Source organism: Demequina sp. NBRC 110054, from assembly GCF_002090115.1.
GTDB lineage: Bacteria > Actinomycetota > Actinomycetes > Actinomycetales > Demequinaceae > Demequina.
Window position 1 is genome coordinate 1,864,815 of sequence record NZ_BBRK01000004.1, and the last position, 15,055, is coordinate 1,879,869.

The 15,055-nt window shown below is 69.9% G+C and carries 11 protein-coding genes; 5 read left to right on the forward strand and 6 right to left on the reverse strand.

Annotated elements, in window-relative coordinates:
- Positions 1-11: 11 nt before the first annotated feature.
- Complete coding sequence (locus tag B7K23_RS08525; RefSeq protein WP_084125908.1) at positions 12-593, reverse strand: hypothetical protein; 582 nt, start codon at positions 591-593, stop codon at positions 12-14.
- A 181-nt stretch (positions 594-774) separates the two neighbouring features.
- Here B7K23_RS08525 and B7K23_RS08530 point away from each other — a divergent pair, with 181 nt between their 5' ends.
- On the forward strand, positions 775-1,347 hold the full coding sequence (locus tag B7K23_RS08530) for a dihydrofolate reductase family protein (RefSeq protein WP_159451364.1): 573 nt from the start codon (positions 775-777) through the stop codon (positions 1,345-1,347).
- A gap of 48 nt (positions 1,348-1,395) precedes the next feature.
- Here the strand turns inward: B7K23_RS08530 and B7K23_RS08535 are convergent, their stop codons facing one another.
- Positions 1,396-1,869 (reverse strand): tRNA (cytidine(34)-2'-O)-methyltransferase, encoded by a 474-nt coding sequence (locus tag B7K23_RS08535; protein WP_084125910.1) that lies wholly within the window; start codon positions 1,867-1,869, stop codon positions 1,396-1,398.
- Between the two features lie 345 nt (positions 1,870-2,214).
- Positions 2,215-3,969 carry a chloride channel protein gene (locus B7K23_RS08540; protein WP_200809785.1) on the reverse strand — a complete coding sequence of 585 codons (1,755 nt, stop codon included), beginning with the start codon at positions 3,967-3,969 and terminating at the stop codon, positions 2,215-2,217.
- A gap of 67 nt (positions 3,970-4,036) precedes the next feature.
- Between B7K23_RS08540 and B7K23_RS08545 the strand changes: the two genes are divergently transcribed.
- From B7K23_RS08545 to B7K23_RS08555, 3 genes are all read left to right on the forward strand, one after another.
- Positions 4,037-4,516: a MarR family winged helix-turn-helix transcriptional regulator gene (locus B7K23_RS08545; RefSeq protein WP_084125911.1), complete on the forward strand. Its 480-nt coding sequence runs from the start codon at positions 4,037-4,039 to the stop codon at positions 4,514-4,516.
- A 69-nt stretch (positions 4,517-4,585) separates the two neighbouring features.
- The gene (locus tag B7K23_RS08550) at positions 4,586-6,433 is read left to right on the forward strand and encodes an ABC transporter ATP-binding protein (protein WP_084126263.1); all 1,848 of its coding nucleotides are present in this window, start codon (positions 4,586-4,588) and stop codon (positions 6,431-6,433) included.
- Positions 6,434-6,568: 135 nt separating this feature from the next.
- Complete coding sequence (locus B7K23_RS08555) at positions 6,569-8,284, forward strand: alpha-glucosidase (RefSeq protein ID WP_084125912.1); 1,716 nt, start codon at positions 6,569-6,571, stop codon at positions 8,282-8,284.
- A 363-nt stretch (positions 8,285-8,647) separates the two neighbouring features.
- Here B7K23_RS08555 and B7K23_RS08560 read toward each other — a convergent pair whose 3' ends face one another.
- The gene (locus B7K23_RS08560) at positions 8,648-10,585 is read right to left on the reverse strand and encodes a M13 family metallopeptidase (RefSeq protein WP_084125913.1); all 1,938 of its coding nucleotides are present in this window, start codon (positions 10,583-10,585) and stop codon (positions 8,648-8,650) included.
- Between the two features lie 192 nt (positions 10,586-10,777).
- Here B7K23_RS08560 and B7K23_RS08565 point away from each other — a divergent pair, with 192 nt between their 5' ends.
- Entirely contained in the window at positions 10,778-11,227 is a 450-nt protein-coding gene (locus B7K23_RS08565) for a ribose-5-phosphate isomerase (RefSeq protein ID WP_084125914.1), read from the forward strand.
- A gap of 93 nt (positions 11,228-11,320) precedes the next feature.
- On the opposite strand, the gene B7K23_RS08570 is transcribed toward B7K23_RS08565, so the two are convergent.
- Positions 11,321-12,541, reverse strand: a complete 1,221-nt coding sequence (locus B7K23_RS08570) for an EAL domain-containing protein (protein WP_084125915.1) — start codon at positions 12,539-12,541, stop codon at positions 11,321-11,323.
- A complete protein-coding gene (locus tag B7K23_RS08575) occupies positions 12,538-14,796 on the reverse strand; it encodes a PAS domain-containing sensor histidine kinase (RefSeq protein WP_159451365.1) in 2,259 nt (752 codons plus the stop codon). Before B7K23_RS08575 ends, B7K23_RS08570 begins: the two co-directional genes overlap by 4 nt.
- Between the last annotated feature and the right edge of the window lie 259 nt (positions 14,797-15,055).

Below are 15,055 nucleotides of genomic sequence, written 5' to 3' on the forward strand. Positions count from 1 at the left end.
GCGGAGCGCGTCTAGAGGGCGGCTGCGACCGCCGCGGCGAGCGGGGTCGTGACGTCGGTGAGGTCGATCCACTCGTCCACGTAGTGGAGCACCGTGACCGCGTAGCCATCGAGGGCGAACTCGACGACGGTGCCGTTCTGGGCGACGAACGCCGCGTCGACGCCGTCGATCGTGATGTCGGACGCGTCGCCGTAGTCCGCGTCGGCCTGCGTGCGACGGTCGGCGAAGTCGCCGTCGAGCATCGTGACCTGGACCTGCACGGTCGAGTACGACTCGCCCGAGGCGTACCAGTCGCACACCGCGAGGTCCTCGCCGGACAGGATCGCGTTGAACTCGCCCGCCGCGAACGCCTGACCCGCGATCGACTCGAGCGAGGCCTCATCGAGAAGCTCGCACGCATCGGGGAGGTCGGGCGAGATGGCGCCCTGGTCCGCCGCGGCCTGCTCGGAGGCGGCGTCCTCGACCACGTAGAGCGTCGCGTCCCCTCCGGCCGCAGGCTCCGCCTCGGCCGACTCGCATGCCGACAGCCCAGTCGCCGCGAGCATGGCGCCGGTGGTGAGGATGGCGAGGCGGATGGGCGTGCGGAAGCGCATTCGAATCCTGTCGGGAGGGTGCCGCTGCGCCGCGGCGGAACGGGGTGCTGTCGCCGGCTCGCTTGCCGACGCCGTCATGGTAAGGCAAAAGGCCGGCAAAAGTGAACAGCCACGCGGGATGTCACCTCCGACGACCCTCGGTGCAACGAGCCGTTCACAAGAGTGGGCTACCGTGAGGGCCATGTCGACCGAACCTGGACGCGTCCGCGGCTACCTCGCCACCTCGGCTGACGGGTGCATCGCCGGGCCCGACGACGAGATCGGCTGGCTTCAGGAGCCCCGGAACTCCGGCGTGCCGATGGCCGTCGAGCCGTGGTCCGAGCGTGTCCCTGACGGCACGACCTACGACGAGTTCGCGGCGGGCGTCGGCTGCATGCTGATGGGCCGCAGGACGTTCGACGTCGCGTGCGGGTTCGGCACCTGGCCCTACGGCGACACGCCCGTCCTGGTCGCCACGAACCGCCCGCTTCCCGAGTCCAGCACCGTCACCGCGGTGTCGGGGGACATCGAGGAGCTCATTGACACCGCGCACGAGGTCGCGAAGGGCGGCGACGTCTACGTCGACGGCGGCTCGCTCATCAGGCAGACGCTCGTGGCCGGCCTGCTCGACGAGCTCATCGTCACGATGATCCCCACGGTCCTCGGCGACGGGGTGCGCCTGTTCGAGGCGCCCATGCCGCGCATCGACCTCGCCGTGGCCGACGTGCGTCGCTACGGCGACGGCTACGTGCAGATCCACTACCGCTGCGACTAGGCCCGGGCCAGGCGGGAGGCGCCGATCGCACGGCCTCGCGCGTCGCCGCTAGACATGGCCGTCGAAGTCGGCCTGGCGCGCCGCCTCATACGCCGCGATGGCCGCCGAGTTCGACAGGTTCAGCGAGCGGCGTCCTGGAAGCATCGGGATGCGCACCCATTCGGTGATCCGCGGGTGGTCCAGGACCTCCTCGGGCAGGCCGGTCGGCTCGGGGCCGAACAGCAGGAGGTCGTCCGGGCGGTACTCGACGTCCGTGTAGCGCGTCGTGCCCTTGCCGGTGAAGGCGTAGACGCGCGCGTCTGGGTGCTCGTCGAGCAGCGCGTCGAGGTTCGGGTGGATCGAGACGGTCGCGAGGTCGTGATAGTCGAGGCCAGCGCGCTTGAGCCGCGGCTCGTCCATCTCGAAGCCGAGCGGCTCGATCAGCCGCAGCGGGCACCCGGTCACCGCGGAGAGCCGGATGGCGTTGCCCGTGTTGTTCGGGATCCGAGGCTCGAAGAACACGATCGAGGGCAGCGCGGTCATGCCCGACAGTCTCCCACGGGCGGGTCGCCGCGGCCTCCGCCGCCGCTGGTGCCTGCGCGACGGGGCTCGACGGTACGGAAACGTCCACTGGGGCGCGGAGACGCTCGGAAACCGACAATGAGCGTCCACTCGGAGACCTCCGTCGGATCGTGCGCGCCAGTGGACATTCTCGTACCGCCGCCGGTGCCGCCTGACGGGCGGCGCCGCCCGGACGATGCAGGAGTGGTGCCGACGGGGAGACAGGGACGATGCGGGGGCAGGGACGATGCGGGGGCAGGGACGATGCGGGTGTCCGGACGGTGTGCGCGCCGGGAGGGCACGGCGCAGGTCCCGTTCCGGTCGGGCCTAGGCCTTCGCCGCCATCCGCTTGAGCACCGCCTCCTGGCGCAGCCAGCCCACGAGCGCGCCGTCGTCGTCGAGCACGGGCAGTCCGTCGTTCGTGTCGCCCTCGAGGAGATCGTCGAGCACGTCCTCGACCGGGGTGTCGGGGCCGACGAAGTCGCGCCACTCGATCAGCTGCGAGACGGTGACCTCCTCGGCGTCGTCGTCGCTCGACATCGCGGAGGCGGCCGCGGTGAGCGTGACGACTCCCACGTACTCGCCGTGCTCGGTGACGACCGGGAGCGACTTGCGGGGGATCGCGAGCATCTTGTCCATCGCCTCCGCCGCGGTGAGCCGCGGGGTGACCGTGCGCGGAGCGGTGCGCATGAGCGTCTTCACGGAGATGCCCGCGAGCGTGGTCGCCCCCGGCCTGCGGGTGAGGTCGACGCCGCGCCTGCGCAGCTTGGCGGTGTAGATCGAGTCCTTGGCCACGTGCGAGGTGATCATGGTCGAGACGACGACCGCGAGCAGCAGGGGCAGGATGATCGTGTACTCGCCCGTGAGCTCGAAGAGGATGATGACCGCGGTGATCGGGGCGCGCGAGGCGCCTCCGAACACGGCCGCCATGCCCACGAGGGCGTATGCCCCTGGCGTGATCCCTGCGTCGGGCATGAGCCATGCGGCCGCCTGCCCGAAGGCCGCGCCCAGCATCGCGCCCAGGAACAGCGATGGCGCGAAGACGCCGCCCGAGCCGCCGATGGCGATGGTCAGCGACGTGGCGACGACCTTCGCGAGCAGCAGGACCAGGAGGAAGCCGACGACGTACTCCCCGGTCACGGCGTTCTCGAGCACGGGATACCCGACGCCGTACATCTGCGGGATGAAGAACAGCAGCACGCCGAGCAGCAGGCCGCCCACGCTCGGGCGGAGCCACTCGGGGCCCTTCCAGATCCGGTCGGCCATGTCCTCGAACCAGTACAGGGCCTTCGTGAAGCCCATCGCGACGAGCGCGGCGAGCACGCCAAGGACCACGTAGAGCCCGTACTCGCCGACGTGGGAGACGTGGAACTCGGGCAGCACGAGGAACGCCTCGTCGCCCAGCACGGCGCGGGCGATCACCGAGGCGGTCACCGAGGACAGCACGACCGCGGCGAAGGTGCGTGCCGCGAAGCTCACGAGGAGCAGCTCCATCGCGAAGAACACGCCCGCGATCGGGGCGTTGAAGGTGGCCGCGATACCGCCGGCCGCGCCGCACGCGACGAGCAGCCGCACCTGGGACTCGTTGAGCTTCACGGCACGCGCGAGCGAGGAGCCGAGCGCAGAGCCGATCTGCACGATCGGGCCCTCGCGACCGACCGAGCCTCCCGAGCCGATCGTGATCGCCGAGGCGAGTGCCTTGACGAGCGCGACCTTCACGGGGATGCGTCCTCCGCGCTTCGAGATCGCGTACATGACCTCGGGGACTCCGTGGCCGCGCGCCTCGCGCGCCCATCGGTGGATGATCGGCCCGTAGATCAGGCCTCCGACGGCGGGCGCCAGGATCACGAAGAAACCCCCGAGCCAGGGGACCCAGGGGTTCGGTGCGTGATCGGTGATCGCGGAGTAGTCGGCGTGGCCAGAGAAGATCATCGTGAACGTCTCGATGAGCCAGCGGAAGGCGATCGCGCCGAAGCCGGCGGCGGCGCCGACGACGAGGGCGAGCGCGATGAGCGCGGAGTTCTCGGACCGGCGCAGCCAGGCGAGCGCGCGCTGCGGCAGGGAGGCGGGGGCGGGTGGCACGGATGCTTCCTCACGTGTATTTATGCAACAGTTGCACGGTAGCACGCATAGGGATTAGCGTCGACGCATGGACACGGACCCTCGCGCCCCGTCGCTCGACCCGACCTCTGAGGCGACGATCCTCGCATCGCGGTCGCTGCTCGGCTTCGTGGTGCGCTCGCTCGCGCCGGTGCTCGAGGAGCTCACGCTCGTCCAGTTCCGCGTGCTCGTGGTCATCGACGCCGCCGCCCCCGTACGGATGGCGGACCTCGCCGAGCGCGTCGGGGTGCATCCGTCGACGCTGAGCCGCACTGTCGACCGCCTCGAGTCGGGCGGCTGGGCGCGACGTGCGCCGGTCGAGGGGAACCGGCGAGAGGTGCACGTGGAGCCGACCGACAAGGGGAGCGGGCTGGTCGCAGACGTGACGCGTCGGCGCCGCGCGGACATCGCGGCCGCGCTCGAAGGCCTCGACAGGGACGACCGCGAGGCGGTGAGACGCGGGATGGAGCTCTTCGCCGCCGCGGCCGGCGAGGCCGACCCGGGGGAGCTGCTCGAGCTCGGGCTCTGAGTGTCCGCCCCTGGCCGTACCCTGGCCCTCTAGGTGAAGCGAGGTGGGATGGGTCCAGGCGGCCGCGGCATGGTCCGCAACGAGGACGAGGCACGACGGCTCATCGCCGAGGCGCCCATCGTGCCCGATCTGTGGAAGCGGATCGGCGCGCTGTTCGTGCCGTACCGCGGTCACCTGGCGCTGACCGCCGCGCTCGTCATCGCGGCCTCGGGCGCCGCCGTCGTGCCGCCCCTGCTCGTCCAGCGGATCTTCGACCAGGCGCTGTTCCCCACGAGCGCCGACGGCGTCGTGGGGTCCCCGGACGTCGCCCTGCTGCTCGAGCTCGTCGGCGCGATGATCGCCATCTTCATCGCTGCCGCCGCGCTCGGCGTGTGGCAGACGTACGTGACGTCGACGGTCGGCAACCGCGTCACGGGTGACCTGCGCGTGAGGCTGTTCACCAGGCTTCAGGCGATGGAGCTCGGCTTCTTCACCCGGACGCGCACGGGAGTGATCCAGTCGCGGCTCCAGAACGATGTGGGCGCGGTGGCAGGCGTCCTCACCACCTTCGTGCAGTCCATCGTGGGCAACATCGTCACCGTGGCCGCGAGCCTGATCGCGATGATGCTGCTCGACTGGCGCCTGACCCTGCTCGCGGTGATCCTCATGCCCGCGCTCGTGGTCGTGCAGCGCCGCGTCGGCCTCGTCCGGCAGCGGATCGCCGCGAGGACGCAGGAGAGCCTTTCAGAGATGACCGCGATCACGCAGGAGACTCTCTCCGTGAGCGGCATCCTGCTGTCGAAGACCTACAACCGGCAGCGCTTCGAGACCGCGCGCTACTCGCAGGAGAACGCCAACCAGATCCGGCTGCAGGTCCAGCAGGCGATGTCGGGGCAGTGGTTCTTCGGGCTCGTCAACATCGTGATGTCCTCGGTGCCCGCGATCGTCTACCTCGCGGCGGGGCTGCTGCTGTCCTCGGGCTCGGCCGATGCCGCTGGCGGCACGCTGTCGGCCGGCACCATCGTCGCATTCACGACCCTGCAGGCGAGGCTGCTGTTCCCGCTCATGGCTCTCATGCGCGTCGCTCTTGAGGTGCAGACCTCGAAGGCGGTGTTCGCGCGCATCTTCGAGTACCTCGATCTCGAGCCCGCGATCACCGACGCGCCCGACGCCGTCGACGCCGCGGACGCTCCCGGGCCCATGGGCAGGATCGAGTTCCGGGGCGTCGGTTTCCGCTACCCGGGGTCCAGGGACGATGCGCCGCCGACCCTGGACGACGTGTCCTTCGTGGTCGAGCCGGGCACGACCCATGCCTTCGTGGGGCCGTCGGGGGCGGGCAAGACGACGGTCGTGTATCTCGCCGCGCGGCTCTACGAGGCAAGCGAGGGCGCGGTGCTCTTCGCGGGCGCGGACGTCCGCTCACTCACCCAGGAGTCGGTCGTCTCCCGCATCGGCGTGGTCACGCAGGAGACGTATCTGTTCCACGACACGATCGCCGCCAACCTCCGCTACGCGCGCCCCGACGCGACCGATGCCGAGCTCGAGGAGGCGTGCCGGTCCGCGAACATCCACGACACGATCGTGAGCTTCGCCGACGGCTACGACACGATCGTCGGCGAACGGGGTTATCGACTGTCCGGCGGCGAGAAGCAGCGCATCGCGATCGCGCGCGTCCTGCTCAAGGATCCGCCGGTGCTGCTGCTCGACGAGGCGACGAGCGCTCTCGACACGGTGAGCGAACGAGTCGTGCAGACCGCGCTCGACACGGCGGCGAAGGGGCGCACGACCCTCGTGGTCGCCCATCGGCTGTCGACCGTCGCCGACGCGGACGTGATCCACGTGGTCGAGGGAGGGCGGATCGTCGAGTCCGGCCCCCACGGCGAGCTCGTGCAGCGCGGCGGCCTGTACGCCGAGCTCACGGCCGCGCAGCGCCGCTGAGGCGAGGCGTAGGGCCGGAGTCCAGGCGGGTTCCGGGGCCGGCTCGGGCGTCTTCGTCGCCCGCGCGTCCCGTGTCCGGGCGGCTCGTCGGATCGGCCTAAGGTGGAGGCGACGGCGTCGTCGAGAGGAGCATAGGTGAGCAGCGACTGGTGGAAGTCCGCGGTGGTCTATCAGATCTACCCGCGCAGCTTCCAGGACTCGAACGGCGACGGCATCGGCGACCTCAACGGGATCCGGTCCCGGCTCGGGTATCTCCAGGACCTCGGCGTGGACGTGCTGTGGCTGTCGCCCATCTACGCGTCGCCGCACGCCGACAACGGCTACGACATCTCCGACTACCAGGCGATCGACCCGGCCTTCGGGACCATGCACGACTTCGATGCGCTGCTCGCCGAGGTCCACGAGCGGGGCATGAGGCTCGTGATGGACCTGGTCGTCAACCACACTTCGGACGAGCACCCCTGGTTCCTGGAGTCCCGTGCGTCGGTGCGCAGCCCCAAGCGCGACTGGTACTGGTGGCGGCCGCCGCGCCCCGGCTTCGAGCTCGGGACGCCAGGCGCCGAGCCGACGAACTGGAGGGCGTTCTTCTCCGGTCCCACCTGGGAGCCCGACGAGGAGTCAGGAGAGTACTTCCTGCATCTGTTCCACCCCAAGCAGCCCGACCTCAACTGGGAGAACCCCGAGGTTCGCCAGGCCGTCTACGCGATGATGCGGTGGTGGCTCGACAAGGGCGTCGACGGCTTCCGGATGGACGTCATCAACCTCATCTCCAAGGTGCTCCCGCTCGAGGACGGCGAGGTGGGCGAGGGAGGCCTCGGCAACGGCTTCCCGCTCTATGCGTGCGGTCCGCGCATGCACGAGTTCCTTCAGGAGATGCACCGCGAGGTCTTCGACGGACGCGACGCGGAGCTGCTCACCGTGGGCGAGATGCCCGGCGTCACGCCGGAGGACGCGCTGCTCACGACCGACCCGGACCGCCGCGAGCTCGACATGGTGTTCCAGTTCGACCACGTCGACGTCGATCACGGCCCGGGCGGCAAGTTCGACCCGCGGCCGCTGGACCTGGTCCGCCTCAAGGCGATCCTCGGCCGCTGGCAGGACGAGCTCGGCGAGCGCGGCTGGAACAGCCTGTACTGGGACAACCACGACCAGCCCCGCGTCGTCTCCCGCTTCGGCGACGACGGGGAGCATCGGGCGCGGTCCGCCAAGGCTCTCGGGGCTGTCCTGCATCTCATGCGCGGCACGCCGTACATCTACCAGGGTGAAGAGCTCGGCATGACGAACGCCGGGCTCGACTCGATCGACGACTACCGCGACGTCGAGTCGCTCAACGCGTACGACGAGCTCCTCGCACAGGGGTGGGAGGCCGGCCGCATCATGGCCGGCCTGCGCGCGATGAGCCGGGACAACGCGCGCACGCCCGTTCAGTGGGACGCGACCGAGCACGCGGGCTTCACGACGGGATCGCCCTGGATCAAGGTGACGGCGAACCACACGTGGCTCAACGCCGAGGCGCAGGTCGAGGACCTCGATTCCGTGTGGCACTTCCACCGCGCGCTCATCCAGCTGCGCCACGCGGATCCCGTGATCGCGCATGGCTCGTTCGAGATGCTGCTGCCGGAGGACCCGCGGGTCTTCGCCTACCGTCGTGAGCTCGACGACGCTGCCGTGATGGTCGTGGCGAACCTGTCCGGGGAGCCGGTCACCGCGGCGATCGACGTCTCCGACTCGGAGTGCCTGCTGCACAACGGCGCCTTCGACGCGCCCCGTCCCGGGGCCGGCACGGAGGTCGAGCTGGAGCCCTGGGAGGCACGCATCTACCGCACCGAGTTCGCGCGGGGATCCGACTAGGGCCCGTTCTCGCGCGGGCGCGCGCCCCTGAGCCGCGCGGTGCGGGTGGCATGACGGCGCGGGCACCCATCGCGCGGACACGCAAAGGCGGGACCGGGCCGAAGCCCGATCCCGCCGTCGCGTGAGAAGTTCTAGGGTCGAGTCACTCGCCGCAGCCGCAGCCGCCGCATGCGCAGCCTCCGGAGGTCTCCTCGGCAGCAGCCGTGTCGGCCGTGACCTCGATCAGATCGATGCTCGTCTTCTCTGCCATAGGGCTCTCCTCTCGTCGGGGATGCGGGTCCTTCTGGGCCCGTCCCGCCACGATACGCCCGCAGGCGCCGCGTGGGAACTGAATGTGGTGAACTCTGCGCGGACGCCGAGCCGCTACCAGATGCTGACTCGCTCCTCGGGGTCGAGCCACATGTCGTCGCCCGCACCGACCTCGAACGCCTCGTACCAGGCGTCCATGTTGCGCACGATGCCGTTGACGCGGAACTCGCTGGGCGAGTGCGGGTCGGTGTTGAGGCGCGTGATGAGGGCCTCGTCGCGCACCTTCATGCGCTCGGTGAGCGCATATCCGACGAAGAATCGCTGCAGCGCCGTGAGGCCGTTCAGCTCGGCGGCCTCCTCGATCGGATGCCCGAGGGCGATCTCGTAGGCCTTGAGGGCGATCTCGACACCCGCGAGGTCGCCGATGTTCTCGCCGATCGTGAGCGCGCCGTTGACGTGGTGATCGTCGGACAGCTGGGCGGGGGAGTAGGCGTCGTACTGCGAGATGAGCATGCCGGTGCGCTTCGAGAACGCCTCACGGTCGGCCTCGGTCCACCAGTCGTCGAGCTTGCCGGTGCCGTCGTACTTGGAGCCCTGGTCGTCGAAGCCGTGCCCGATCTCGTGGCCGATCACGGAGCCGATGCCGCCGTAGTTGACCGCGTCGTCCGCGCTCGGGTGGAAGAACGGGGGCTGCAGGATCGCGGCGGGGAAGACGATCTCGTTCGCGACCGGGAGGTAGTACGCGTTGACGGTCTGCGGGGTCATGAGCCACTCGGTGCGGTCGACCGGCTTGCCGATCTTGGACCACTCCCAGTCCTCCTCGAAGGACGAGGCCGCGCGCACGTTGCCCACGAGGTCGTCGGCCGACAGCTCGAGGCCCGTGTAGTCGCGCCACTTGTCGGGGTATCCGATCTTGGGCGTGAACTGGTCGAGCTTCTCGAGCGCACGCTTCTTGGTGTCCTCGGTCATCCACGTCAGGGACGTGATCGAGGCTCGATACGCCTCGATGAGGTTCGCGACGAGGGCGTCCATGTGCCGCTTGTGGTCGGGCGGGAAGTGCGCCTCGACGTACTCCTGGCCGACGAGCTCGCCGATGACGGCCTCGACCAGCCCGACGCCGCGCTTCCAGCGCTCGCGCTGCTGAGGCGCGCCGGACAGCACGGTCCCGTAGAAGTCGAAGTTCGCCTTCGACAGCTCCTCGGTGAGGTAGGGCGCGCGCGAGTTCACGACCTTCCAGCGCAGAAAGGTCTTCCAGTCCTCGAGGGCGGTGTCGGCCCAGTGCGCGGCCACGCCGGCGAAGAAGTCGGGCTCGCTCACGATGAGCAGCTCGTGGGCCGCCTCGGGCAGGTGGATCGCGTCGGCCCAGCTCGCCCAGTCGAGTCCGGGCGCCTCTGCCGCGAGCGAGGACAGCGTCATCGGGTTGTAGGTGAGCTCGGCCTCGCGCGTCTTCACGACGTCCCAGTGGTGGGACGCGATCGCGGTCTCGATCCGCATGATGTCGGCGCCGGAGAACGCCACCCCGGTGAGCGACGACATGCGGTCCACGTGCGCGGTGTACTTCTCGCGAGTCTCGGCGTGGGCGTCCTCGCGGTAGTAGGCCTCGTCCGGAAGCCCGAGGCCGCTCTGGGACATGTAGACGACGTTGCGATCGGGGTCGGCCTTGTCCGCGAAGACGTAGTAGCCCACGAGCCCGCTGATGCCGCCGCGCTCGAGCGATCCCATCGCGTGGGCGAGCTCGGCGTGGTCGCCCGCGGCGTCGATGAGCGCGAGGTCCTCCTCGAGGGGCGCCACGCCCAGGTCGGCGGCTCGATCCACGTCCATGAAGCTCGCGTACAGCGCGCCGATCTGCGAGTCCGCGGGCGCGTTCTCGATGATCTTGCGCACCTGCTTCTCCGCCTCGTCGCGCAGCGTGTAGAACGAGCCGTCGGCCGAGCGGTCGTCGGGGATGACGTGCTCGGTCTCCCAGATCCCGTTCACGTGGCGGAAGAAGTCGTCCTGCGGGCGGACCTCTCTGGAGAACTCGTCGGTATCGATCCCTGAGCGCTTCGTCATGCCACACACCCTAGGGCGAGGGTCCGACGCGCGGCGGGTGGTTTCGCTGTGGGCGTGGCACACGGACGATGCGGCACATGGGCGGGCCCGCGCGTGCGTCTGCGGGGAAGAGGGACGGACCCAAGGACGATACGGCGCGCGCCAGGGCGCCGCGCGCGCGGGAGAGCGGCCGTCGGGTGGCATGATGGCGGCATGCGCCTCCACATCGCCGCCGACCACGCCGGGTTCGAGCTCAAGCAGCACCTGATCGCCCACTTCACCGACGCCGGGGTCGAGGTCGTCGACCACGGCGCGTTCGAGTACGACGCGCTCGACGATTACCCGCCGTTCTGCATCGACGCGGCCGAGGCCGTGGTGGCGACACCGGGGGATCTCGGCATCGTCATCGGTGGCTCGGGCAACGGCGAGCAGCTCGCGGCCAACCGCGTCAAGGGCATCCGCGCGGCGCTCATCTGGTCCGAGGAGACCGCGAGGCTCGCGCGCCAGCACAACGACGCGCAGATCGGGTCGATCGGCGCGCGCATGCACTCGCTCGAGGAGGCTACGGCGATCGCCGACGCCTTCGTTGCGGAGCCCTTCAGCGGCGACGAGCGCCACCAGCGCCGCATCGACCTGATGCTCGACTACGAGGCCGGTCGCTGACCTCTCGACTCTGAGTCGACGCTGCCGACCCGCGGGTCGGCAGCGGCACTGCTCGGCCGCCGACGTCTCGCGTGCGGCGGACCGGACCCCGCGTCAGTCCGTCTGCGCCGCGAAGAGGTGCTCGGGCGGCGACCACCTCGCGAGGTCCTCGGGCCACATGGGACGGCCCAGGTAGAAGCCCTGCAGGTTGTCGCAGCCCATCGAGACCAGCAGGTCCAGGTCGGCGCCGCTCTCGACGCCCTCGGCGGTGCACGTCATCCCGAGCGCGTGGCCGAGGTCGATGATCGACCTCACGACGGTGCGGGACTCCTCCGAGGTGGTGGCGGTCGCGACGAAGCTCCTGTCGACCTTGAGCTCGGAGAACGGGAGCCTCGCGAGCTCGAGCATCGAGGAGTAGCCGGTGCCGAAGTCGTCGAGTGAGACCTGGAAGCCCTCGAGGCGCAGTCGCGTGAGGCGCTTCAGAGAGGTCACGGGATCGGACATCGCGGCCGTCTCGGTGACCTCGACGATCACCCTCGAGGGGTCGACGCCACACGAGTGCGCGAGCCCCATCAGGCGCTGGTCCAGTCGGCTCTCGCCGACCTCCGACGCGGAGATGTTGATCGAGATCGTCTGATGTGTCGGGAGATCCGACGCCGCGAACCACTGGAGGGCGCTCGTCATGACCGAGTTCGTGAGGTCCGAGGCGAGGCCGTTCGCCTCGGCCACGGGCACGAAGACTCCAGGAGGGATCAGGCGTCCCTCGGGCGTCACGCATCGGGCGAGGGCTTCGTAGCCGACCACCTTCCCGCTCGTGCACGACACCTTGGGTTGGAGCGCGACCGTGATCTGACCTGCGCCGAGTGCCTCGCGCAGGGAGTCCGCGGTGATGACCGGCGCGTCGCCGGTGGTGTTCGGTGCGGGCGCTGGCGGCCTTGGGGTCTCCTGCTCGGCCTGTGCCTCGAGGATCTCGGTCAGCCGCGCTCGCGAGTACGGCTTCCCGAGCGCTCCCGCGATCGCGAGCCCGTGCGCCTTGGCATAGCGGAGCGCCGACTCGAGCACGCGCGTGTCCTGGCCGCTCGAGACGATCACCGCCGCGCCGCTGCCGCGCTTCGCGAGCTCCTCGAGCACCATCAGGCCATCGTCCTGGCCGAGCACCAGGTCGACCATCACGTGAGTGGGAAGCCAGGCGTCGTGCGCTGTGAGGAACGAGTCGACGCTCGACTCGAGCCGCGCCTCGGCGCCGGTCGCCGTCACCATCGCCCGTGCCATGCGGCCGACGAGGTCGTCGTCGTCCACGATCAGAACGCGAAGGCCCTGTGTCGCGTCGGTCATGCGTCGGCGCTCCTTCCCTCAGACACGAGCCGCGAGACCCGCGTCGCGAGCTCGTGGACCGTGTACGGCTTGGTGAGGAGCTCCGCTTCCGGATCGAGCCGACCGTCGGCCGCGAGCACCTGCTCGGTGTATCCCGATACGCACAGTACAGGCAGGCCGGGACGGGCCTCCCTGGCGGCACGCGCAAGATCGGTCCCCGACATCCCACCAGGCATGATGATGTCCGTGAGCAGGAGATCGATCCGCTGGGCGCCGCCGAGCTCGTCGAGCGCGGCCTTGCCGTCCGAAGCCTCGAGCACGCTGTACCCGAGCTCCGCCAAGCGGCGTGCGGTGTAGCCCCGCACGAGCGGGTCGTCCTCGACGAGCAGCACGGTTCCCGTGCCTGTCGCGGGAATCGTCGGAGCCTCGGTCTCCCGCGTCTCCACCGCGAGCTCCGTGACCGGCAGGTAGATCGCGAACACCGAGCCGGCGCCCACCTCGGAAGCCACGTTGAGCGTGCCCCCCGATTGGTTCGCGAATCCCCAGACCATCGCGAGCCCCAGTCCTGAGCCGCTGCCGAGCGGCTTGGTCGTGTAGAAGGGCTCGAAGAGCCGGGGAAGGGCCTCGGGCTCGATTCCCGTGCCCGAGTCGCGCACCGCGAGGCGGACGTAGTCTCCCGGCGGAAGCTCGAGAGCGGAGGTCGCCGCAGGGACGAGATGACGGTGGAGGCTCGCTTCGAGGACCACGGTCCCGCCTGCGGGCATCGCGTCTCGCGCGTTGATGGCGAGGTTGAGGAGGCTGTTGTCGAGCTTGCCGCGGTCGACCATGACGGGAGGAAGGTCCTCCTCGAGGTCGTACGTCACCTCGACTGCCCCTCCGAGCGTCCGCTCGAGCAGCGGCGCGAGCGCGGACACTGCATCGCCGATCGACGTGGGCTCGGGGCTCAGGGTCTGTCGGCGTGCGAAGGCGAGCAGCGCGCCGATGAGGCTCGAGCCGCGGTCGGCGGCCTCGGCGATCATGGAGCGCATCGATTCATCGTCCGGCGTGAGGTCTGCGTAGGAGAGCGCCTCCGCTCCGCCCGAGATCACCGTGAGCAGGTTGTTGAAGTCGTGGGCGATGCCGCCCGTGAGGCTTCCGACGGACTCCATGCGGTTCGCGCGCTCGAGCCTCCTGTTGAGGTCCCGCAGCTCCGTGACGTCCTTGACGTAGACGGTGAAGCCGCTCGCCTGGGCCGAGATCGTCATCTCGAACCACTTGTCGAGGGTCGTGGCGTAGTGCGTGTAGTGGACCGTGCGTCCCGTGGCGTGCACGGCTTCGAACGCCTGCGCCAGCGGCGAGTCCTCGAGGTGCGGATAGGCCTCCCAGATGTGTCGGCCAAGCAGCTCTCCTGGCTCCCGGAGGAACATCTGGTCGGCAGCGGGGTTCAGGTAGGAGAAGCGCAGGTCCTCGGTATACGTGATGACGCCGTCCGTGATCGAGTCGAGCGTCTCCTCGAGCCTGTGCGCAAGCGCTGCGGCCTCGCGCTGACTCTGATGAAGCGCCTGGACATCCGACGCCGTCGCCCACCACTGCATCGGCTCTCCTGCCGACGCAGCGATCGTCGGCTCGATCGGTATCGCGCGCACCGTCTGCGCGCGGTAGATGCCGTCGTGCCTGAGGACCCTCATCTCCACCTGGTAGCGCTGCTTCGTCGCGAGCGCCGGCAGGATGACCTCCAGGGCGTGCTCGCGGTCGTCGGGATGGATCACCTCGAGCCAACTGTCCCGGTCATCGAGGTCCCGGCCAAGGAAGTCGCGGGTGCCCTGGGAGGTGTACGTGATGACGCCCCGCTCGTCCGTCAGCCACACGGGGACGGGCATGGCCTCCGCGAGCGCGATGATCCGCTCCTGCTCGGCGCGCAGCTCCTCGGTCGTGTCCTCGAGCTCCTGGACCGAGGTCGAGAGCTCGCGCTCCGCCGCGGCGAGCCGCTCGCGGCGCCGCACCCCGAGCACCGCGAGGACGGCGACGAGGATGATGCCGCCCACCTGCATCGCACGGTTGAAGGTGAGATCCGCGGTCTCGTAGTGGAAGTCCGCGCGAGGCGGGTCGGTGAGCCCCGCGATCACGATGGCTGCGATGGCGACGCCTGCGACGATCAGGATCAGCCGGGTGCGCTCGGCGAGCATCGCGATGAGGACGAAGAGGGCGTAGCCGGCGGCGACGCCGATCGGCACCTCCACCAGCAGATCGGTGACGAAGACCGCGAGCAGGCCGACGGACACGGTGGCGACATCCACCGCGATCGATCGTCTCGCTTGCGTTCGCTCCCGCATGCGGCTCCCCCTCAGAACCCGGGGGCGTGAGCGGCACGGCCCCGTAGCGATGAGCCTAGCGTCGGGTGCGCGAGTCGTGCATGTGTGAAATGTCACTGGGCGGCGCCTTCTCCGCGCCGCTGAGGCCGCCTGCGACACCACGGTGCTCCAGGGACGATGCCGCCGCGACGCGCGTCGTCGCACGGTGCGGGACGGAGGACGTGTGCCATACTGACGTCGATGC

Coding starts and splice junctions, on each gene's coding strand:
- B7K23_RS08535 (WP_084125910.1), bottom strand. CDS start 1,869: ATGACCGCGCTGCCCTCGATCGTGTTCTTCGAGCCTCGGATCCCGAAC.
- B7K23_RS08525 (WP_084125908.1), bottom strand. CDS start 593: ATGCGCTTCCGCACGCCCATCCGCCTCGCCATCCTCACCACCGGCGCC.
- B7K23_RS08550 (WP_084126263.1), top strand. CDS start 4,586: ATGGTCCGCAACGAGGACGAGGCACGACGGCTCATCGCCGAGGCGCCC.
- B7K23_RS08560 (WP_084125913.1), bottom strand. CDS start 10,585: ATGACGAAGCGCTCAGGGATCGATACCGACGAGTTCTCCAGAGAGGTC.
- B7K23_RS08530 (WP_159451364.1), top strand. CDS start 775: ATGTCGACCGAACCTGGACGCGTCCGCGGCTACCTCGCCACCTCGGCT.
- B7K23_RS08570 (WP_084125915.1), bottom strand. CDS start 12,541: ATGACCGACGCGACACAGGGCCTTCGCGTTCTGATCGTGGACGACGAC.
- B7K23_RS08545 (WP_084125911.1), top strand. CDS start 4,037: ATGGACACGGACCCTCGCGCCCCGTCGCTCGACCCGACCTCTGAGGCG.
- B7K23_RS08565 (WP_084125914.1), top strand. CDS start 10,778: ATGCGCCTCCACATCGCCGCCGACCACGCCGGGTTCGAGCTCAAGCAG.